The organism is Micromonospora sp. WMMD737, assembly GCF_049179055.1.
Lineage (GTDB): Bacteria > Actinomycetota > Actinomycetes > Mycobacteriales > Micromonosporaceae > Micromonospora > Micromonospora reichwaldensis.
This window is the reverse complement of sequence record NZ_JBMHMH010000001.1, coordinates 5,410,567-5,430,793: the sequence shown is the minus strand read 5'-3', so window position 1 is coordinate 5,430,793 and position 20,227 is coordinate 5,410,567. Positions and strand designations below refer to the sequence as shown.

17 protein-coding genes are annotated in these 20,227 nt (G+C 74.9%); 7 read left to right on the top strand and 10 right to left on the bottom strand.

Going from position 1 to position 20,227, the window contains the following annotated elements:
• Window position 1 precedes the first annotated feature (1 nt).
• Window positions 2-367, bottom strand: coding sequence for a hypothetical protein (locus tag ACN27A_RS24045; protein ID WP_101413782.1), 366 nt, complete (start codon window positions 365-367; stop codon window positions 2-4).
• Entirely contained in the window at window positions 364-3,666 is a 3,303-nt protein-coding gene (locus tag ACN27A_RS24040) for an SseB family protein (protein ID WP_421456929.1), read from the bottom strand. Before ACN27A_RS24040 ends, ACN27A_RS24045 begins: the two co-directional genes overlap by 4 nt.
• A 152-nt stretch (window positions 3,667-3,818) precedes the next feature.
• Here ACN27A_RS24040 and mycP point away from each other — a divergent pair, with 152 nt between their 5' ends.
• Window positions 3,819-5,096 (top strand): type VII secretion-associated serine protease mycosin, encoded by a 1,278-nt coding sequence (mycP, locus tag ACN27A_RS24035; protein WP_421456928.1) that lies wholly within the window; start codon window positions 3,819-3,821, stop codon window positions 5,094-5,096.
• A 189-nt stretch (window positions 5,097-5,285) separates the two neighbouring features.
• Here mycP and ACN27A_RS24030 read toward each other — a convergent pair whose 3' ends face one another.
• Window positions 5,286-5,576 carry a WXG100 family type VII secretion target gene (locus ACN27A_RS24030; RefSeq protein WP_132232078.1) on the bottom strand — a complete coding sequence of 97 codons (291 nt, stop codon included), beginning with the start codon at window positions 5,574-5,576 and terminating at the stop codon, window positions 5,286-5,288.
• Window positions 5,577-5,602: 26 nt separating this feature from the next.
• On the bottom strand, window positions 5,603-5,923 hold the full coding sequence (locus ACN27A_RS24025) for a WXG100 family type VII secretion target (RefSeq protein WP_421458578.1): 321 nt from the start codon (window positions 5,921-5,923) through the stop codon (window positions 5,603-5,605).
• Between the two features lie 423 nt (window positions 5,924-6,346).
• On the opposite strand from ACN27A_RS24025, the gene eccE reads away from it, so the two are divergent.
• The 4 genes from eccE (at window position 6,347) to rarD (ending at window position 10,134) form a co-directional block, all read left to right on the top strand.
• Entirely contained in the window at window positions 6,347-8,182 is a 1,836-nt protein-coding gene (eccE, locus tag ACN27A_RS24020; RefSeq protein ID WP_421458576.1) for a type VII secretion protein EccE, read from the top strand.
• 54 nt (window positions 8,183-8,236) lie between these two features.
• Complete coding sequence (locus ACN27A_RS24015) at window positions 8,237-8,623, top strand: phage holin family protein (RefSeq protein WP_421456927.1); 387 nt, start codon at window positions 8,237-8,239, stop codon at window positions 8,621-8,623.
• A gap of 84 nt (window positions 8,624-8,707) precedes the next feature.
• Window positions 8,708-9,208 carry a GNAT family N-acetyltransferase gene (locus ACN27A_RS24010; protein ID WP_421456926.1) on the top strand — a complete coding sequence of 167 codons (501 nt, stop codon included), beginning with the start codon at window positions 8,708-8,710 and terminating at the stop codon, window positions 9,206-9,208.
• Complete coding sequence (gene rarD, locus ACN27A_RS24005; RefSeq protein ID WP_421456925.1) at window positions 9,205-10,134, top strand: EamA family transporter RarD; 930 nt, start codon at window positions 9,205-9,207, stop codon at window positions 10,132-10,134. Before ACN27A_RS24010 ends, rarD begins: the two co-directional genes overlap by 4 nt.
• Window positions 10,135-10,144: 10 nt before the next feature.
• On the opposite strand, the gene ACN27A_RS24000 is transcribed toward rarD, so the two are convergent.
• On the bottom strand, window positions 10,145-10,837 hold the full coding sequence (locus tag ACN27A_RS24000; protein WP_421456924.1) for an anti-sigma factor family protein: 693 nt from the start codon (window positions 10,835-10,837) through the stop codon (window positions 10,145-10,147).
• Window positions 10,834-11,328 carry a sigma-70 family RNA polymerase sigma factor gene (locus ACN27A_RS23995; protein ID WP_255474788.1) on the bottom strand — a complete coding sequence of 165 codons (495 nt, stop codon included), beginning with the start codon at window positions 11,326-11,328 and terminating at the stop codon, window positions 10,834-10,836. The genes ACN27A_RS24000 and ACN27A_RS23995 overlap by 4 nt, the downstream gene beginning before the upstream one ends.
• A gap of 250 nt (window positions 11,329-11,578) precedes the next feature.
• On the opposite strand from ACN27A_RS23995, the gene ACN27A_RS23990 reads away from it, so the two are divergent.
• Entirely contained in the window at window positions 11,579-13,690 is a 2,112-nt protein-coding gene (locus tag ACN27A_RS23990; RefSeq protein ID WP_421456923.1) for a PhoX family protein, read from the top strand.
• A 98-nt stretch (window positions 13,691-13,788) separates the two neighbouring features.
• Here ACN27A_RS23990 and ACN27A_RS23985 read toward each other — a convergent pair whose 3' ends face one another.
• Window positions 13,789-14,571 carry an IclR family transcriptional regulator gene (locus ACN27A_RS23985; RefSeq protein WP_421456922.1) on the bottom strand — a complete coding sequence of 261 codons (783 nt, stop codon included), beginning with the start codon at window positions 14,569-14,571 and terminating at the stop codon, window positions 13,789-13,791.
• Window positions 14,572-14,725: 154 nt separating this feature from the next.
• On the opposite strand from ACN27A_RS23985, the gene ACN27A_RS23980 reads away from it, so the two are divergent.
• Window positions 14,726-15,907 (top strand): MFS transporter, encoded by a 1,182-nt coding sequence (locus tag ACN27A_RS23980; protein WP_421456921.1) that lies wholly within the window; start codon window positions 14,726-14,728, stop codon window positions 15,905-15,907.
• Window positions 15,908-15,922: 15 nt separating this feature from the next.
• On the opposite strand, the gene ACN27A_RS23975 is transcribed toward ACN27A_RS23980, so the two are convergent.
• The 3 genes from ACN27A_RS23975 to ACN27A_RS23965 form a co-directional block, all read right to left on the bottom strand.
• Window positions 15,923-17,008 (bottom strand): polyprenyl synthetase family protein, encoded by a 1,086-nt coding sequence (locus tag ACN27A_RS23975; protein ID WP_421456920.1) that lies wholly within the window; start codon window positions 17,006-17,008, stop codon window positions 15,923-15,925.
• A gap of 90 nt (window positions 17,009-17,098) precedes the next feature.
• Complete coding sequence (gene nuoN, locus ACN27A_RS23970) at window positions 17,099-18,652, bottom strand: NADH-quinone oxidoreductase subunit NuoN (RefSeq protein WP_421456919.1); 1,554 nt, start codon at window positions 18,650-18,652, stop codon at window positions 17,099-17,101.
• A complete protein-coding gene (locus ACN27A_RS23965; protein WP_132232102.1) occupies window positions 18,649-20,184 on the bottom strand; it encodes an NADH-quinone oxidoreductase subunit M in 1,536 nt (511 codons plus the stop codon). Before ACN27A_RS23965 ends, nuoN begins: the two co-directional genes overlap by 4 nt.
• Window positions 20,185-20,227 lie beyond the last annotated feature (43 nt).

Genomic DNA, 20,227 nt, shown 5'->3' with positions numbered 1-20,227 from the left:
GTCAGACCCGCTGCTCGCGCAGGTCGGCGACCTCCGCGGCGGGCGCCCAGCCCTGGTAGACGCCGAAGTCGAAGACCTCCAGCCCCATCGCCCGGGCCACCGGCCAGCGTCCGCCCGTGTACTCCACCCGCAGCCAGCCGTCGTGCTCGCCGAGGACGATGAACGGCTGCCCCTGCCAGGTGCAGGTGGTCCGCACGTACGCCAGGTCGTCGAGCTCGGTGGCCGGCAGCACCCGGACGTAGCGGCCGGGGCGGATCTCCTCGAAGCCCTCGCCCGGTTCCGGCTGGTAGAGCCGGACGTCGTCGCCGTCCGGGCTCGCCTGGTACTCCCGGCCCTTCCAGCGGGCCACGTAGCCGTCGCGCGTCACTGCTCACCGACCTGTCGCCACCGCAGCGCGTCCGTGTCGAGGATGGCGACCACCCGTTCGGTGCCGTCCGCGCCGATCCGCCACAGCTGCGCGCCGTGCGGCAGCCGGGCGCTGTCCACCTTGAACTCCGCCACCACGTCGCTGCTCTCGCCCGGCGCGAACCCGTTGCCCCGGAACGGCGGACGCTCGATGACCCAGCCCTCCATGGCCCGCATGGCGGCCTCGTTCTGCCCCCCGTACGGGATGCGGTAGAGGCTCGGCCGGTGCGCCGGCCAGCGCAACACGTAGATCTCGCCGGCGTCGCGGGCGAAGGGGGAATCGGGGTAGCCCAGGCCGAGCGCGTCGTGCAGCTGGGCCGGGGTGTTGAGGTGGGCCAGCTCGCCGGCCCGGTGCACGAAGCCGGAGACCCGGTCGTAGCCCCGCTCCAGGTAGTACGCGAGCTGGCTGGGGGCGACCGCCTTCTGCATCACGATCGGGCGCGCCGGGTCGGGCGCGGGCGGGGCGTAGCGGGGCCGGCTCACCGGTTCCTCGGCGGCGGGCGGCTCGGTCTCGGTGTCGTCACCGAGCCCCACCTCCGCCGCCCAGTTGGCCAGCCCGACGATCTGCTCACCGGGCAGCTTCGCCCCGACGGGCGTGCCCGGGTTGACCGCGAACGACCAGGACTCGTCCGGCCAGCGGCGGATCAACTGGACGAACTTCACCTCGATGGTCTCGACGGTCGCGTCGGTGTGGTCGGCCAGCCGCTCCGGCGAGGTGTGCACCACCACGAACGTCTCGCCGTCGAGTTCCTCCGTACGCCAGACGAAGCCGGGCTCGCCGGGCCGGCTGCCCGCCGCGGAGTCTGCCGCCACCGGCAGCAGCACGCGGGCCAGCAGCAGGGTGGACAGGAAGGTGTCGGTGCTGCCGGCGCCGGCGGCGTCGAGCAGGTTCTCCTCGACCTCGTTGGCCGGCTCGAAGCCGACCGGCACGGAACCGGCACCCGACGACACGTCCGCGCTCCCGGTCAGGGGCGCGGTGACCGGCTCGCCGCCGACCGGCGGGCCGGGGGCCTCCGCCGGTCCGGCGTCGGGGACGCCGGCGTCGGTCGCGGTCCCCTGCCGGGCGGCGCCGTCCGTCGCCGGTGCGGACGCGGCGACGCTGGTCGGCGCCGTCGGGTCCCCGGACCACGCGTCGGCGGGCGGCCCGGATCCGAGGGACACGGTCGGGTCCCCGGGCCACGCCGCGTCGGCAGGCGGACGGGGATCGAGGGACACGGTCGGGTCCAGGGACACGGTCGGGTCCAGGGACACGGTCGCGTCGCCCGACGACACGACCGGCTGCGTCCGGTCCAGGGACACCGTCGGGTCCAAGGACACGGTCGCGTCGCCCGACCCCGACGACACCACCGGCTGCGTCCGATCGAGAGGCACGGTCGGATCCAGGGACACCGTCGCGTCGCCCGACACGACCGGCTGCGTCCGATCCAGGGACACCGTCGGATCCAGGGACACCGTCGCGTCGCCCGACCCCGACGACACCACCGGCTGCGTCCGATCGAGAGACACGGTCGGATCCAGGGACACCGTCGCGTCGCCGGACCACGACGGGGCGGCGGACCGCACGGTGTCGGCGGGCGACGACGGGTGGGCGGGCGGGGGCGGTGCGGGGTCGGCGGTCACCGGTTCCCGGCGGCGCCGGACCGGCTCGAACAGCGAGACGGTCTCCTCGGCGGGCGGGGCCGGCTCGGGGGCGGGCGGCCCGGTGAGGTCCCGCGACTCGATGACGGTGCCCTCGATGACGATGGGCGTGAACCCGCGTCGGGGAGCGGGTGGCCCGGAGACCGGTTCCGCGTCCGCCACCGGCTCCGGCCCGACCGGTTCGGGGGTGGTCTGCCGGCGCGGCAGCGCCTGGGTGAGGTCCTCGGCCGGCTGCGGTCGGTCTGCGCCGTACGCCGGTGGTGGCGGCCCGGGATCCGGGGCGGGGCCCCGGAGGTCCCGGGTGGCGTCCTCGCCGGGCCCGCGCGGCGGCAGCACCTGCGTGGCCTCACCTCCGGGCATCGCGAAGGCCCGGGTGGGTTCCGCGCCGGGCGTCGTGAAGGCGTGGGTCGGTTCCGCGGTCGGCGACGTGAAGGCGCGGGTCGGCTCGCCGGCGGGCGCCGTGAAGGCGTGGGTCGGTTCCGCGGTCGGCGACGTGAAGGCGCGGGTCGGCTCGCCGGCGGGCGCCGTGAACGCGTGGGTCGGTTCCGCGGAGGCGCGGGTCGGCTCCGCGAAGGCATGGGTCGGCTCGCCTGCGGGCACCGTGAAGGCGTGGGTGGGTTCCGCTCCCGTCGGGGCGCTCGGGATCGGGTGGGTCGCCTCCCCCGGTACCGGCTCCCCGAGCGGCCGGCGGCGGGGGAACGGCTGGCTGCCGGGGGCGAGGCGGGACGGCGGAACGGCCCGCTCGCCCGAGCGCAGCGCCTCCTGCCGGTGGGCGGCCGCGCGACCGGAGGCCGGCTCGAAGAACGACCGGTTCGGCCGCTCCGGGGCATCCCCGGCCGGGCGACCGTTCGTCGACGGCGAGGGGTGGGCGTCGGGCGTCGGCAAGCCCCTCGGGCGCTCGGTGAGCGGCGCGGGGCGCGGCGGCGGGAGCCGGTCGGGGGCCGCCACGGCGTCGAACCGGGCGGGTCCGCCGGCCGTCGGGTCGCCACGCCGCGCATCCACATGGTCCGCCGGGGGCGTGGGCGGGACGAGCGGGTGGGCCGGGCCGGGTCGGGCGGAGGCGGGGATCCGGCCGGTGGCCGGCGTGGCTGTCGGCTCGGGTCGGAGCGTGCCGTCGGGCCGGGCCACACCGGTGGTCGGCCCGCCCGGCGTGTCCTGACCGGCGGCCTGGGCCCTCGCCCGGGCGGCCGTCTCCACGCGTTCCAGCCGGGCCCGCGCACCCATGGTGCGGCCGGGCAGCCGGACGTCGCCCCGGGAGAGCTGGGCGACGAACCAGGCCGGCAGGTAGCCCTCGATGGGCAGCCCCGGATTGACCGCCAGCCACCACTCGTGGTTGGGCCAGCTGTCGGACAGATCGGCGTACGAGATGCGCCGGACGGCACCGCCGTGCTCGCCGAGACAGGCGCGTACCGCCGCTGAAGAGGTGAACGCCAACACGTGGGTGCGGCCACCTGTGCTCCAGGTGCCCCAGCCCACCGGCGCCGTCCCCGCGAGCGCCTCGGCGGAGACCGGCAGCAGCAGTTCGGTCCGGGCCAGGACGCGGAAGTAGAGCTGTTGGTCGTTGGCGCGTAGCGCGTCCCGCATCGCCGCTTCGGCGTCGGTGGCCGGCTCCCACTCGGTCACGGCCACCCCTCCTCCCGCGCACAGGCCATAGGTATCGCGTACAACCTACAAGGTAGAAGCAAGATCACAATCGCTGGCCGGCGGCGGTGCGCCCGGGGCCGCCACAGGCGCTAACATCCCGTTCCGGAGTCGACACGATACGGAGGCGGTCGATGTCCCGGTCCCCCTCACGCCCGCTCCTCGCCGCCCTCACGACGGCGTTGCTGACGGCCGTCCCGGCCGCCCCCACGATCGCCGGTCGCCCGGCCGGGCCCGCCCCCGGCCCGGTGCCGGCCGGCTGGTCCGCGTCCGCGCCGACCGCCGCGCGTGCGGCCCCCGGCTGCGCCTCGCCCCTCGCCCCGGTCCGGCCGGTGTCCGCGCGCCCCTGGCCCCAGCAGCGGTACGCACCGGAGCGGCTGGCACCGCTCGCCACCGGCGCCGGGGTGACGGTGGCGGTGATCGACTCGGGGGTGGACCGGCGGCACCCGCAGTTGGCCGGCCGGGTGCTCGACGGCACCGACCTGCTCGACCCGGGCGGCGACGGCAGCCGGGACTGCGCCGGCCACGGCACCGGCGTGGCGAGCATCATCGCCGCCGCCCCCCGCGACGGCACGGCGTTCCGTGGGCTGGCCCCGGGCGCCCGGATCCTGCCGGTACGGGTCAGCGAGCAGCAGGTGGTCGAGGGGCGGGAGTCGGGGCGCACGGTCAGCGCCGGGGACTTCGCCCGCGCCGTCCGTTGGGCGGTCGACCACGACGCCGACGTGCTCAACCTCTCCGTCGTCCTGTACGCGGACGACCCGGCGGTGCGGGCCGCGATCGGCTACGCGGTCGACCGGGACGTGGTCGTGGTGGCCGCCGCCGGGAACCTGCACGACGCCGGTGACCCCCGGCCCTACCCGGCCGCGTACGACGGGGTGCTCGGGGTGGGCGCGATCGGGGCGGACGGGGCACGGGCACCGTTCTCCCAGACCGGCTCGTACGTCGACCTGGTCGCCCCGGGCAGCGACGTGCTGATGGCCGCCCCGGGCGAGGGCCACCACCGGGCCGAGGGGACCAGCTACGCGGCGCCCTTCGTGGCGGCCACCGCCGCGCTGCTGCGCCAGTACCGGCCGGAGCTGAGCGCGTCGCAGGTGGCGCAGCGGATCGTGGCGACCGCCGATCCTGCCCCCGGTGACGGTCGGGGCGGCGGGTACGGCGCGGGGGTGCTGAACCCGTACCGGGCGGTCACCGAGACCGGGGGAACGTCGGAGCGGGCGCGCCAGGTCAGCGCGCTCGCGGACGACCGGGCCGAACCGGCGGTGCTGGCGCAGCGGGCCCGCCGGGCGACGGCGCGGGACCGGGCGCTGCTGGTGGCGGGGGTCAGCGGGGCGGTGGTGGCCCTGGCGGCGCTGCTGGCGCTCGTCGTGCCGCGCGGGGCCCGCCGCCGCTGGAGGCCGGCCGACCCCGCCTGACCCGGCCGACGGTCTACGGCAGTCGCCCCGCCTGACCCGGCCGGCGGTCTGCAACCGTCGCCCCGCCTGACCCGGCCGGCGCGCTGCGACCGTCACGTCCGGGGTCGGCCACCGTCGGCGGTCGCGCTGCCCGGAACGGCCGATGGTGGCGCCGACCGGCTCACGATCGACGCCACCACCGGGCGGGGCCTACTGGAACAGGCCGACGTTCTTCTTCTCCGTGTCGAGGTAGTCGGCGGCGGAGTCGTCCACCGCGAGCTTGATGTCGCGCAGCATGACCTGGAGGTCCTGCGAGGCCGACCGCCAGCGGCGCTGCCGCTGCTCGTAGGCCTGGAGGGCCTCGCCGGACCAGCTCGCCACGAGCGGGGCGGCGTCCCGTTCGAGCTGCCCGAGCTGCGAGTCGAGCGCGTTCAGCGCCTTCTGGATGTCCGCGCTCGCCTGTTGCAGGGCGGCGAAGTTGACGACCAGTACACCGTCCATCGGATGTCTCCTCCCCCGAGACCGGGTCAGAGCGGCAGCTGGATGCCGCCGCGGTTGGTGGTGGACACCCGGCTGGCGGCCTCGGCGTCCGAGACGTCGTAGTGCCGGCCGGCCGTGCGGACGGTGCCGGCGGTCTCCCGCAGCGCCCGCTGAAGCGCCGCCTGGTCCTGTGCCCACTGCTGCTTGACCTGCTCGAACGAGCGCCCGCCGGCACCGCGCCAGGCCTGCTGCAACACCTCCAACTCGGCCATCAGGCTGCTCAGCATGGACTGCAGGGACTGGTCGACCTGCTCGAACTTCGCGGCGGTCTGCTGCATCACCGCTGCTTCTGCCTGGGTCTGGGACACCCGGGACGTCACCTCGTCTCCTCGGTCGTGGCTGGCCGTGGGCGCACCCGCCCACCGGGCGCGCCGCTCGCGCCGCCCGGACGTCGAGCGTGGCGGGCGCGGGGTCAGCGAAACTCGTCGCTGACGGTAGCCGTACCGTCGCGGTTCTGCTACCCCGTGGGCATCCCCTGTGGACGACCGCGGCCCCCATCCCGCCGGACGCTCCCCTTACGATGGGCGGCGTCGATGTCGCGGCGAGTGACCGGTCAAGGAGGCGCGGTGACGGTGACCACCGGTCCGGGCCCGCACCGGCCGGCCCCGGGCCACGATCCCCGCCCGATCGCCGCGCCCCTCGTGCCGGCGCCGCCCGGGTCGCCCGGTCCGCCCGGCCTGGCTGGCCCGATCGGCCTGACCGGCACGTCCGGCCCGGCTGGCCCGACCGGCCTGGCTGGCCCGACCGGCCCGGCTGATCCGTCCGGCACCGTGGCCGGCGCGCCGGCGACCCCGGCCACCCTGCCGCCGTCGCGGAACCCGGCCGGCCGGCGGAGGGGCGCCGGTGTCCGGGCCGGTCAGGTCGTCGCCACGCAGGTGGCGGTGGCCGCCGTGGTCGCGGCCGTCGGCCGGGGCGTGCTGGTGACGTTGGCCGCCGTGGGGGTGGCCGCGCTGCTGCTGCCCCTGGCCTGGGTGCGGCTGCGGGGGCGGTGGCTCTTCGAGTGGCTGACCACGGGCCTGGGCTACGCCACCCGCCGCCGCGCCCTGCCTCCGGCCGCCGGCCCGGCGGCCCTGCTGGACCTCGTCGACCCGGGCGCGGTGGTGCGTCCCGCCGAGCTGGCCGGCACGCCGGCCGCCGTGCTGGACGACGCCGCCGGCATGGTGGCCGTGCTGGAGGTCGGCGATCCGGCCGACCTGCTCGGCGACGCTCCCCGCGCGCTGCCCGCCCCGGCCTCCCTGCTGCCGGCCGCCGCGCCGGACGGCCCCCCGGTGCGGCTCCAGCTCCTCCTGACGGGCTCTCCGGCGCCGACCGTCGGCGCGGGTGGCGGCGCCGTCGCCACCTCGTACCGGCAGCTCACCGACGGGCGGCTCGCCGGCCGGGAACGGGCCGTGCTCGCCGTGCGGGTGCTGCGTGCCGAGGGCTGGACGGGAGAGGAGCTGCGGCGGGCGCTCGCCGGAACGGTGCGCCGCATCGCGCGCCGGGTCGGGCCCGTCACCGCCCGCCCGCTGGGCGAGCACGCGACGCTGCGGGTGCTGGCGGAGCTGGCCCACCACGACGACCATCCCGCGCAGGAGTCCTGGCAGGCGGTCCGGGCGGGCGACCTGCTCCAGACCACGTTCCGGCTGCGCCGCTGGCCCGACCCGCGTACCGACGCCGGGCGGCGGCTGGTGACCCGGCTGCTCGCGCTGCCCGCGACGGCGACGACCGTCTCGCTCGGCGTCGGGCCGTGGGCCGGCGCAGACCCCGCGTCGGTGCCGACCGAGCTGACCGTACGGCTGGCTGCCGCCACCCCGGCGGAGCTCTCGGTCGCGGCGCAGGCGCTGCGCCGGCTGATGGCCGAGGTGGGCGGCGAGGTGCACCGGCTCGACGGCGCGCAGCTCGCCGGGTTGGCCGGCACGCTGCCGCTCGCGGCGGCCGGCGCGGTGGGGCCGGGTCCGGCGCCCGACAGCCTGGAGCTCACCCTCGGCGAGGCGGGGCTGATGGTCGGCACGAACCGGCACGGCGGCGCGGTGACCGTCCGGCTGTTCCGGCCGGAGAGCACCCGGGTGATGCTGGTCGGCGGGATACGCGCGGCGCAGCTGGTGGCGGTGCGGGCCATGGCGCTCGGGGCCCGGGTGGTGGTGCAGACCGCCCGCCCGCGCGGGTGGGAGCCGTTCGTCCGGGGCGTCGGCACCCCCGGCGCGATGATCCCGGTGGTGCCGCCGGGCCGCCCGGTGGCCGAGCCGGGGTCGCCGCTGCGCCCGCTGCTGGTGGTGGTCGACGCCGGTCCCACGCCCGCCGAGCCGGAGCCGGGATCCCCGTGGCGGACCACGCTGCTGGTGCGCGACGAGCTGACCCCCGCCGACGCCGACGCGCTGGGCCGCGCCGACCTGGCCGTGCTGCAACCGCTCGACCCGGCCGAGGCCGCCGTGGCGGGCGCCGCGCTGGGGCTCGGCGGGTCGGCGGAGTGGCTGACCCGGATCCGGGACGACATGGTCGCGGTGGTCAACCGGCGGGCGCTGCGCTGGGCGCTGCTCTCCCCCACCCCGATCGAGTCGCAGCTGATCGGCCGCCCGTCCCGCCGCTGACCGGGGCGGCGGTCGCGGCTTCCGCAGCTTGTCCGTCCGTGGCACGATCCGGCCATGGGTTTCCTCAAAGGGCTGCTGATCCGGCTGGGCAGCACGGCGCTGGCCTTCTGGCTGGCCACGCTGCTCATCCCGGGCATCACGCTGGAGTCGGCGTCCGCCGGCGAGGCGGTCGTCACGCTGGTCCTCGTCGCGGTGATCTTCGGCGTGGTCAACGCGGTGCTCCAGCCGATCATCAAGACCGTCGGCTGCGGCTTCTACCTGCTGACCCTCGGGTTGATCGCGCTGGTGGTCAACGGGCTGCTGTTCCTGCTCACGAGCTGGATCGCCGACCAGGCCGGGCTGCCCTTCCACGTCGACGGCTTCTGGCCGGAGGCGGTGCTCGGCGCGCTGTTCGTCGGCATCGTCACCTGGATCCTCGGGGCCGTCCTGGACCGGGACTGACCCGCCCCGACCAGGGGGGCGGGCCGACCAGTAGGCGGGAATTGGTCGCTGATCGGGCCGGGTGGCCGGGTTAGCGTCGCGGACATGTTCACCCTGACCCGCGACGACGGCTACCTGCTCAGCACCGACCCGGCCCGGATCGACCTGGGCCTGGTGCACCACTGGCTCTGCACGGACGCGTACTGGGCGCTCGGGCGGGACCGGGAGACGGTGGCGCGGGCGTTCGCCGGGTCGGTGCCGTTCGGCGTCTACCGCCCGGGTGACGGCCGCCAGGTCGCGGTCGCCCGGGTGGTCACCGACCAGGCCACCTTCGCCTGGCTCTGCGACGTCTACGTCGACCCCGGCGAGCGCGGCCGGGGGCTGGGCACCTGGCTGGCCGGGGCGGTCCGCGACCACCTCGCCGAGCTGGGCGTACGCCGGATCCTGCTGGCCACCGCCGACGCCCACGCGGTGTACGCCAAGGTCGGGTTCGCCCCGATGACCGATCCGCACCGCTGGATGCAGCTCGACCAGCGGGACCAGCCGGTGAGTCCGGTCACCGGAAAGGAACCGGGCGGCCTCCCGGCCCTTACGGTGGAAACGTGACGCCACTCCGCCTCGGCTACCTCTACGGCTTCGTCGCGTACCTGCTCTGGGGGTTCTTTCCGCTCTACCTGCGGCTGATGCGCCCGGCGGGGCCGCTGGAGATCCTGGCCCACCGCATCGTCTGGTCGGTGGTGTTCGTCGCCCTGCTGCTGGCGGCGATGCGCAACGTCGGTTTCCTGCGGGCGCTGCTGCGTCGGCCCCGGGCGCTGGCCGGCATCGGCGTCGCCGCCGCGCTGATCGCGGTGAACTGGGGCACCTACATCTACGGCGTGACCTCCGACCGGGTGGTGGAGACCGCCCTCGGCTACTTCATCAACCCGCTGGTGGTGGTGCTGCTGGGCGTCACCGTGCTGCGCGAGCGGCTGCGGCCCACGCAGTGGGTGGCGCTCGGCATCGGCGGGCTGGCCGTGGCCGTGCTGACCGTCGACTACGGCCGGCTGCCGTACCTGGCGCTGGTGCTGGCGTTCAGCTTCGCCGGATACGGCCTGGCCAAGAAGCAGCTCGGGCTGCCCGCCGCCGAGGGGCTCTTCGTCGAGTCGGCGGTGCTGGCGCTGCCCGCGCTGGCGTACGTGGGTTGGCTCGCCGCCGCCGGCGAGGGCACGTTCGGGCAGGTGTCGGTCGGGCACACCCTGCTGCTGGTGTCGGCGGGGGCGGCGACCGCGATCCCGCTGCTGCTCTTCGCCGGGGCCGCGAACCGGCTGCCGCTCACCGGTCTCGGCATGATCCAGTACCTCGCCCCGATCCTCCAGCTCGGCTGCGGGGTGCTGATCTTCCACGAGCCGATGCCGCCGGCCCGGGTCGCCGGCTTCGCCCTGGTCTGGGCCGCGCTGATCGTCTTCACCGTCGACGCCGTCCGCAACTCCCGCCGTACCCGCGCCACCACCCTCGCCGCCCGCCGGGCCGAGGCCGTCGCCGCGCCGCGCTGACCGGCGCGGGTCAGCGGACGTCGTGGACGAGGACGGGGGTGCCGTCGGCGCGCAGCAGCTCCAGCCGGACCAGCTCCGCGTCGGTGAACCGGGTCGCGCCGGTGATCCGCAGGTCGTCGCCGGGAGCGGCGAGCCAGGAACCGATCTGCTCCGTCGCGCCGTCCGGGCCGTGCGCCACCAGCCGGAAGGTGTACGCCTTGGCGTAGCCGGCCTTCGCGTCGTACCCGCAGCGCATCCGCACCTCGGTGCCCCATTCGGTGCCGTTGAGGGCGATCTCGGCGTGCACCGGCACCGCGCCGGCGACCGGCTGCATGGCGACCATCCGCACCTCGACCGGGGTCGGGCCGGCCGCCTCCCGGGGCAGCAGGGCGGCGGTGCCGACGCCGACGAACAGGGCCGCCACGGCGGCCGCGAGCGCGGTGAGGGCGTACCGGCGGCGGGTGGCCGACCGGTCGCGGCGGCGGCGCTCCCGCGCGGCGGCGAGCAGTTCGGGCACCCGGGGGTTCTCCGGTGGCGGCAGGAACTGCTCCAGCCCGGCCGGGTCGAGCCGGCCGAGCAGCCCGGGCAGGACGGCGATCTCGGCGACCGCCTCCCGGCAGGCGACGCAGCCGGCGAGGTGCCGCTCGTAGGCCACCCGGTCGGCGGGAGCCAGCGCACCCAGCACGTACGCGCCGTCGTCGTGCGCGAACTCGCACCGGGTCATTCCGTCACCCCCATCTCGGCCAGGACCAACCGTAGTGAGCGCAGGGCGTAGTGGGTCCGGGACTTGACCGTGCCGGGCGGCACGCCCAGCCGGGAGGCCGCCTCCGCCACCGACCGCCCCTGGTAGAAGCACTCGACCAGCACCTCCCGGTGGGTGGGGCTGAGCCGGTTCAGCGCCTCCGCCACGGTCCACGCCTCCACCGCGCGTTCCGCCTCGTCCACGGCCTCGGGAGGCTCGGGCAGCTCGTCGGTGTAGACCTCCCCGACCCGGGCGGAGCGGCGCCGCCAGGCGTCGATGGCCAGGTTGCGGGCGGTCGTGAAGAGCCAGGACCGGATCGAGCCGCGCGTCGGGTCGAGCGCCTCCGGGTGCCGCCAGGCCCGCAGCAGCGTCTCCTGCACCAGGTCCTCGGCCCGCTGCCGGTCGCCGTTGACCAGCCGCAGGGCGTGCGCGTACAGCGCCTCCGCGTGCTCGTCGTGCAGCGCGCGGAGCAGGTGGGCGTCGTGGTCGCTGATGGCGGTCTCCTCGCTGTCGGCGCGAGTCCGGCGGTGGCGTTCGCACGGGAATACGTGCCGCCGCCCCGAACGGTTCAGCCGCAGGTCACCGTGGCACCCCCGGCCGAGGTGTTCACGCCCGGTTCATGCCGCCGCCGACGGTCGCTCACCGCGCCCTCCTAGCGTCCGGCGGGTACGCACGCCAGCGGCTGGTCCGGCGTGCACCGACCCCCATCAGGAGGCTCCTTCCATGAGCGACCGTCCCCGGCTGCTCCCGTTGCTGGGCGCCACCCGCCACGGCAGCCGCGACGCCATGACCTGTCTCTACCGGTGCGGCAACGCGTGCGACCACCCGGTGCCCAACACGTCCGACAACGCGTACTTCGGGGACGTGGTGAACGCCGAGGTGTCCCGGCGCGGCGTGGTCCGGGCCGGCGCGGTCGGCGCGCTGGTCCTCGGCTTCGGCGGCGCGGTGGCCGGCGCCGCCCCCGCCGCGGCGGCCCCCGCCGCCCCCGTCGTCCCCGGGGCCGCCGGCTTCGACCGCCCCGCCGGCGGCGTCGGCAGCGGCGCGCTGACCTTCAAGCCCGTCCCGCCGAACACCCTCGACAGCCTCGTCGTGCCCAACGGGTACGACCACGCGGTCGTCCTGCGCTGGGGCGACCCGGTGGTGCCGGGCGCCCCCGAGTTCGACGTGCGCGCCCAGAGCGCCGCCGCCCAGGCCCGGCAGTTCGGCTACAACAACGACTTCGTCGGGGTGCTGCCGCTGGACGGGCGCCGGCGCGCGCTGCTCGTGGTCAACCACGAGTACACCAACGAGGACCTCATGTTCCCCGGCTTCACCAGCCAGGACGCGCTGAGTGTCGAGCAGCTGCGGATCGCGATGGCGGCGCACGGCATGTCGGTGGTGGAGCTGGAGCGGGTCGACGGCACCGGGCAGTGGCGGCCGGTCACCAAGGGCCGGCGGCCGTACAACCGGCGGGTCACGGCGCTGGCCACGAAGTTCGAGCTGACCGGGCCGGCCGCCGGTTCGGCCCACCTGCGGACGGCCGCCGACCCGAAGGGCCGTACGGTCGTCGGCACGCTGAACAACTGCGCCGGCGGGGTGACCCCGTGGGGCACGGTGCTCTCCGGCGAGGAGAACTTCAACCAGTACTTCGTCGGCGGCGACGCGGTGGCCGAGGAGGCCAAGGCGAAGCTGGCCCGGTACGGCATCACCACCACCACCCGCTACCCGAGCGGCAGCCGCAAGTGGGAGCGCGCCGACGAGCGGTTCGACCTGGCGAAGCACCCGAACGAGGCCAACCGGCACGGCTGGATCGTCGAGATCGACCCGTACGACCCGGAGAGCCGCCCACGCAAGCACACCGCGCTGGGCCGGTTCAAGCACGAGGGCGCGAACGTCATCGTCGCGAAGAGCGGGCACGTGGTCGCGTACATGGGCGACGACGAGCGGTTCGACTACCTGTACAAGTTCGTCTCCGACAAGAAGTTCATGAAGGGCAACTCCTGGGTGGCCCGCCGGCACAACCTGACCCTGCTGGAGTCGGGCACCCTCTACGTCGCCGAGCTGAAGCAGAGCAGCGCCGGCGAGATCGACGGTTCCGGCAAGCTCCCCTCCGACGGGGCGTTCGACGGCCGGGGCCGGTGGATCAAACTGGTCAGCGGCAACCGCTCGTACGTCGACGGGATGACCGCCGCCGACGTGCTCACCTTCACCCGGCTCGCCGGCGACAAGGTCGGCGCGACCAAGATGGACCGCCCGGAGGACGTCGAGCCGAGCCTGCTCACCGGCAAGGTGTACGTGGCGCTGACCAACAACACCGACCGGGGCAGGGCCGGCAAGCCGGCCGCCGACGAGGCGAACCCGCGCAACTCGAACAAGCACGGCCAGGTGCTGGAGCTGGTCGAGGACCGTGGCGACAACGCCGGCGAGACCTTCGCCTGGTCGCTGCCGATCGTCGCCGGTGACCCGGCGGACCCGTCGACCTTCTTCGCCGGGTACGACAAGACGAAGGTCTCCCCGATCTCCTGCCCGGACAACGTGGCGTTCGACGCCACCGGCAACCTCTGGATCTCCACGGACGGCAACGCGCTGGGCAGCAACGACGGCCTCTTCGCCACGGCCGTGGAGGGGCCGGAGCGGGGCCACCTGAAGCAGTTCCTCACCGTGCCGGTGGGCGCGGAGGCCTGCGGCCCGTTCATCACCGGGGACAACCGCTCGGTCTTCGTGGCGGTGCAGCACCCGGGCGAGCTCAGCGGCGCCTCGGTCGAGAAGCCGGCCTCGAACTGGCCGGACGGCGATTACGCCAAGCCGGGCGTGGTGGTCGCCTGGCGCCTGGACGGCGGGCCGATCGGCAGCTGACCACCCGTCGGGCGGTCCGCCGCCGGACCGCCACCGTGGCCCTCTCCCAGCCGGGGAGAGGGCCACGGTCGTCGCGGCCCGACCGGGGCGGGGGCGGGTCAGCTGTCGGCGGCCAGGCCGTCGGCGATGGTCCGGGCGACGGTCAGCAGCTTCGCCCGGACCGCGCGGGCGGAGGTCATCATCTCGCCGGCGGGCAGCGCGCAGGCCAGCACGACCCGACGCTCCATGTCCTTGTCGGGGCTGACCAGCACCGCGGCGCAGGCCACGCCCTGCCGGAACTGCCCCAGCTCCAGCTGCATGCCCCGCCGGTCCCCGGCGGCCAGGTCGACCTCGAACGCCTCGGAGGTGGTCAGGGTGGCGGCGGTGAACGGACGCATGCCGTAGTCGCGCAGGTAGCGGAAACGCTGCTCGGCGGTCATCGTGGCGAGCAGCGCCTTGCCGAGGGCGGTCGCGTGCGCTCCCTCGTCGAACCCGGGCACCAGGTCCTCCAGGTACGGCGAGCGTGGGCCCTCGGCCACGGCCGTGACCGCCACCTGGCCGCCCACGAACCGGCCCAGGTAGTGGCTGTAGCCGGTGTCCATGGCGGCCCGGCGCAGGCTCTCCCCTACCGCGGGCGGCCCCCGGAACGCCGTCACCAGTTCGCGGTAGCGGTCGGCCACCTCCAGGCCCACGATGTACGTGCCGTCCTCGCGACGGATCACGTAGCCCTCGTAGGCCAGGGTGCGGACCAGGTGGTAGGTCGTCGCCACGGTCAGCTCGCAGCGCCTGGCGATCTGTTTGACGGTGAGCCCCTTCGGGGCGCGACCGACCGACTCGAGCACGCGTAGCGCGCGGGACACGCTCCGGATGAGATCCGAAGGTTCCGCCAAGGGGTCGCGCACAACCACCTCCGCCGCCGGGGACTTACACCATATGAAAAACAGGCCGCGTTCGAAATGCCTGTTCGGGTGGAGGATGCCAGATCGTCATGAACGTCGCGTTGCTCGACAGGCACGTTCCGTGACGAAAACCCCGCTCGCGTAGGTTTGCCGGACCATGACCGACATCGCGCTCCAGCCCGACCCGGGCATGGCCCCGCCCCGGCCCGCGCGGGCCGTGACCGGGGCCGTCGCCGTCACCATCGCCTGCGTCCTGCCGGTCTTCCTGCTCGGCGGGCTCGCCGTGCAGATGGGCGAGGACCTCGGCTTCTCGCCGGCCGGGCTGGGCCTGGCCGTGTCGGTCTACTTCGGCGTGGGCGCGCTGGCCTCGGTCCCCTCCGGCGTCCTCGCCGAGCGGCACGGGCCGACCGTGGTGGCCCGTGCCGGCATCCTGCTCTCCGCCGCCTGCCTGCTGGCCGTGGCGGGGCTGGCCCGGTCGTACCCGGTCCTGCTCGGGCTGCTCGCGCTCGCCGGCACCGCCAACGCGCTCGGTCAGCTCGCCAGCAACGCCACGCTCGCCCGGCACGTGCCGACCCGCAGGCAGGGGTTGTCGTTCGGGGTGAAGGAGGCCGCCATCCCCGTGGCCACCCTGCTGGCCGGGGCGGCGGTGCCGACCGTGGCGCTGACGGCCGGCTGGCGCTGGGCGTTCGTCGTGGCCGCCGGCGCGGCCCTGGCGGCGTTGCCGGCCGTACCCGCGCGGGAGCCGCGCCCCGCCCGGACGGCCGCCCCGACCCGCGGCGGCCGCGCCACCGCCGCCCTGGTGGTGGTCGGGGCCGCCGGGACGTTCGCCGCTGCCGCCGCGAACGCGCTCGGCACCTTCGTCGTCGACTCCTCCGCCGACCGGGGCCTGCCCCCCGGGCTGGCCGGGCTGACCCTGACGCTGGGCAGCGCGGTCTGCGTGGCGGCCCGGGTCGTCGTGGGCTGGCTCGCGGACCGCCGCGCCACCGGGCACGTCGCCCTCATCGCCGGCATGCTCGTGGTCGGCGCGGCCGGGCTCGGCCTGCTCGCGACGGCCGGGCCGGTGCCGCTGGTGGCCGGCGTGCTGCTCGGCTTCGGCCTGGGCTGGGCGTGGCCGGGCCTGATGACCTTCGCGGTGGTCCGGCTGCACCCGCGGGCCCCGGCCGCCGCCACCTCGGTCACCCAGACCGGGGTGTACGCGGGCGGCTGCCTCGGCCCGCTCGGCCTCGGTGCCGTGGCCGCGCACGCCGGCTACCCGGTGATGTGGCTCGTGGCGGCCGGGTCGATGCTGCTGGCCGCCGCCCTGATGCTCGCCGGCAGCCGCCTGCTCGCCCCCCGCTAGCAGGCCAGTCGGGCGTCAGCTGGTGCGGTCGGCGATGTAGTCGCAGAGGGATTCGAGGGCGCGGCGGGCCGGGCCCTGCGGGAGCGGCGAGAGCTGCTCCCGGGCGTCCTCGGCGTAGCTGCGGACCGTCTCCCGGGCCCGCTTGAGCGCCGGGCTCTCGCGCAGCAGGCCGAGCGCCTCGGCGTGCAGGTCGTCGTCGGTCAGCGGCCCGGTCGCCAGGATCTCCCGCAGCCGCACCGAGGCGGCGTCGGCGTCGTCCGAGCCGAGCGCGTAGAGCACCGGCAGGGTCGGCACGCCCTCGCGCAGGTCGGTGCCGGGCGTCTTGCCCGACTCCACCGACTCCGAGGCGATGTCGAGCAGGTCGTCGGAGAGCTGGAAGGCCACGCCGATGGTCTCGCCGTAGCCGGCCAGCGCCTCGGTGTGCTCCGGGGCGGCACCGCCGAACATGCCGCCGAAGCGGGCCGACGTGGCGATCAGCGAACCGGTCTTGCCCGCGATCACGTCGAGGTAGTGGGCCACCGGGTCGTCGCCGGGGCGGGGGCCGACGGTCTCGGCGATCTGGCCGTGCACCAGCCGCGCGAAGGTGCGCGCCTGGAGGCGTACGGCCTCGATGCCCAGGTCGGCGGCGATGTCGGCGGCGCGGGCGAAGAGGTAGTCGCCGACGAGGATGGCGACCGAGTTGGTCCACCGGGAGTTGGCGCTCGGCGCACCCCGGCGCACGGCGGCCTCGTCCATCACGTCGTCGTGGTAGAGCGTCGCCAGGTGGGTGAGCTCCATCACCACGGCGGCCGGCACGACCTGCGGACCCGTGGGATCGCCGAACTGGGCGCCCAGCGCCACCAGCAGCGGGCGGAACCGCTTGCCGCCGGCCTCCACGAGGTGCCGGGCGGCCTCCGTGACGAACGGGTCGGCGCTGGCCACGCTCGCCCGCAGCTCGGACTCGACGCCCTCCAGCAGGCCCAGCACGGACGCCTCGACGCGGGGATCGGCGAGATAGAGGCCGAGCGCGCCGAACTGACTCGTGCTCACCCTGGTCCGACGGCCGCCGGACCCGGGGGCACCTGAACGCTCGCCAGCCGGATTCACCACGCCATCAACCATGCCACACCCCTGCGACCTGCCCGGGACGGGGGATACGGCGCGGGGGCCGGCACGCCGTGGCGTACCGGCCCCCGCGGGCGTGAGCGTCGGTCATCTGACAAATTCGGCGGCGCCGGTGGCCAGGTCGAGCAGCGGCGCGGGCGCCACACCGAGCACCAGCGTGGCGAGCACGCCGATCATCAGCGCGGCCGAGGTCAGCCCGCCGGGCACGGCGACGGTCGGCGTCGACTCGCCGGGCTCGGAGAGCCACATCATCACCACGACCCGCAGGTACGGGAAGGCCAGCACCATGCTGGTCAGCACGCCAGCGATCACCAGCCACGCCTGCCCGCCCTCGAGCGCCGGGCCGAAGACCGCGAACTTGCTCGTGAAGCCGCTGGTCAGCGGGATTCCGGCGAAGGCCAGCAGGATGAAGGTGAAGATCCCCGCGTAGAACGGCGAGCGCCGTCCCAGCCCGGCCCAGCGGGACAGGTGGGTGGCCTCCCCGTCGGCGTCGCGCACCAGGGTCACCACGGCGAACGCGGCGAGCACCGAGAAGCCGTACGCGACCAGGTAGAACATCGTCCCGGAGATCCCGTCGGCGCCCGGCGCCAGCACGCCGACCAGCAGGTAACCGGCGTTGGCGATGGAGGAGTACGCCAGCAGCCGCTTGATGTCGGTCTGCGTGACGGCCAGCACCGCGCCGACCAGCATGGTCAGCACCGCCACGACGCCGAGGACCGGGGTGAAGTCCCACCGGGCCCCGTCGAACGCGACGTGGAACACCCGCAGCAGGGCGCCGAACGCGGCGACCTTCGTGCAGGCGGCCATGAGACCGGTGACCGGGGTCGGCGCGCCCTGGTAGACGTCCGGGGTCCAGACGTGGAAGGGGGCCGCCGCCGCCTTGAAGAGCAGGCCGATGGCGAGCATCGCCATGCCGGCGAAGAGCAGCACCGGGCTGGCCGGCGAGTTCTCGACAGCGGCGTCGATGGTGGCGAAGTCGACACCCGCCTGCCGGCCCGGGATGCCCGCCGTGAAGCCGTAGATCAGGGCCACACCGAACAGGAAGAAGGCCGAGGCGTACGCGCCGAGCATGAAGTACTTCAGCGCGGCCTCCTGGCTCAGCAGCCGCCGGCGGCGGGCCAGCGCGCAGAGCAGGTAGAGCGGCAGCGAGAAGACCTCGAGCGCGATGAACATGGTCAGCAGGTCGTTCGCCGCCACGAAGATCAGCATGCCGCCGATCGCGAACGTGGTCAGCGGGTAGACCTCGGTGAGGCCGTTCCTGCCCTCGGCCTGCCGCCGGTCGTCGGCCGACTCGGCGGTGACGGCGGCCTGGGCGACGAACGCCCCGCCCCGCTCCACCGAACGCTCGCCGATGAGCAGCAGCGCCATCGCGGCGAGGACCAGGATCGCGCCCTGGAGGAAGAGCGTCGGCCCGTCCACCGCGATCGCCCCGCCGATCGTGATCTTCCGCTCGTCGGCCGCCAGCACCACCATGGTCAGCGCGGCGAGCACCGCCAGCAGGGCCATCGTCAGCTGGACCACGTGCCGGAGCCGGCGGGGCACGAACGCCTCGACCAGCACGCCCAGCAGAGCGGCACCCAGCATGATCAACGTGGGCGCGAGCGCCGCGTAGTCGATCGCGGGGAGTTGCAGCTCACTCACTTTGCCGCCTCCTGAACGGTTCCGCCCGACGTCGGGGCGGGGTCGGTCCGGCCGACGTCCTGCATGGTCGCCTGCACGGCCGGGTTGATCACATCGGTGACCGGCTTCGGGTAGAAGCCGAGCAGCACGATCAGCGCGATCAGCGGCGCGACCACGAACTTCTCGCGCAGGTTCAGGTCACGCTTCATGCCGTCGATCTGGGTGAGCGCCGGGTTGAGCGTGCCCTGGGTGGTGCGCTGCACCATCCACAGCACGTACGCGGCGGCCAGGATGATGCCGAGCGTCGCGATCACCGCGACCGGCTTGTTCACCGTGAACGTGCCGATCAGCACCAGGAACTCGGAGACGAACGGCGCGGTGCCGGGCAGCGCGAGCGAGGCCAGACCGGCGAAGAAGAGCACCCCGGCCAGGATCGGCACCAGCTTGCCGGCGCCGCCGAAGTCGCTGATCAGCGCCGAGCCCCGCCGGGCGATGAGCATGCCCACCACCAGGAAGAGCAGGCCGGTGGCGAGCCCGTGGTTGACCATGTAGAGCACCGCGCCGGTGCCGGCCTGGGTGGTGAAGGCGAAGATGCCCACCCCGATGAAGCCGAAGTGCGCGATCGAGGTGTAGGACACCAGCCGCTTCAGGTCGTTCTGGCCGACCGCCAGCAGCGCGGCGTAGATGATGCCGATCACGCCGAGCGCCAGCGCCCACGGGGCGAACCACTTGGCCGCGTCCGGGAACAGCGGCAGGCAGTAGCGCAGGATGCCGAAGGTGCCGACCTTGTCGAGCACGCCGACGAGCAGCGCCGCCGCACCCGCCGGGGCCGCGCCACCGGCGTCCGGCAGCCAGGTGTGGAACGGGAAGAACGGCGCCTTGATCGCGAACGCGAGGAAGAAGCCGAGGAACAGCCAGCGCTCCGTGCCGGTGGAGATGTCCACCTGGGACAGCGCCTGCCAGTCGAAGGTCTTCCCGCCGACGACCCAGAGGCCGATCACCGCGGCGAGCATGAACAGACCGCCGACCAGCGAGTAGAGGAAGAACTTCACCGCCGCGTACTGCCGCTGGTGGCCGCCGTAGCTGCCGATGAGGAAGTACATCGGCACCAGCATGACCTCGAAGAACACGTAGAACAGGAAGACGTCGGCGGCGGCGAAGACGCCGATCATCGTGCACTCGAGGACGAGCAGCAGGGCGAAGTAGACCGGCACCGACCGCTTGGACGACTCGGCGTCGTGCCAGGACGCCAGGATCACCAGCGGTACGAGCACCGCGATCAGCATCAGCATCACCAGCGCGATGCCGTCGGCGGCGAAGGTGAAGCTGACGCCCCAGTTCGGAATCCAGGTGTAGGACTCACGGAACTGGAAGCGGTCGCCACCCACCTCGAAGGTCACCCACATGACCACCGACAGCACCAGCACCAGCAGCGACCAGCCGAGCGCCACCTGCTTGGCCAGCTCCGGCCGGCTGCGCGGCAGGAAGGCCACCACCAGGGCGCCGACCAGCGGTGCCACGGTGAGCACCGAGAGGAACGGGAAGTCGGACATTATGCGGCCTTACCTCCGTCGTCACTGCGCGGTCCGCCGGAGA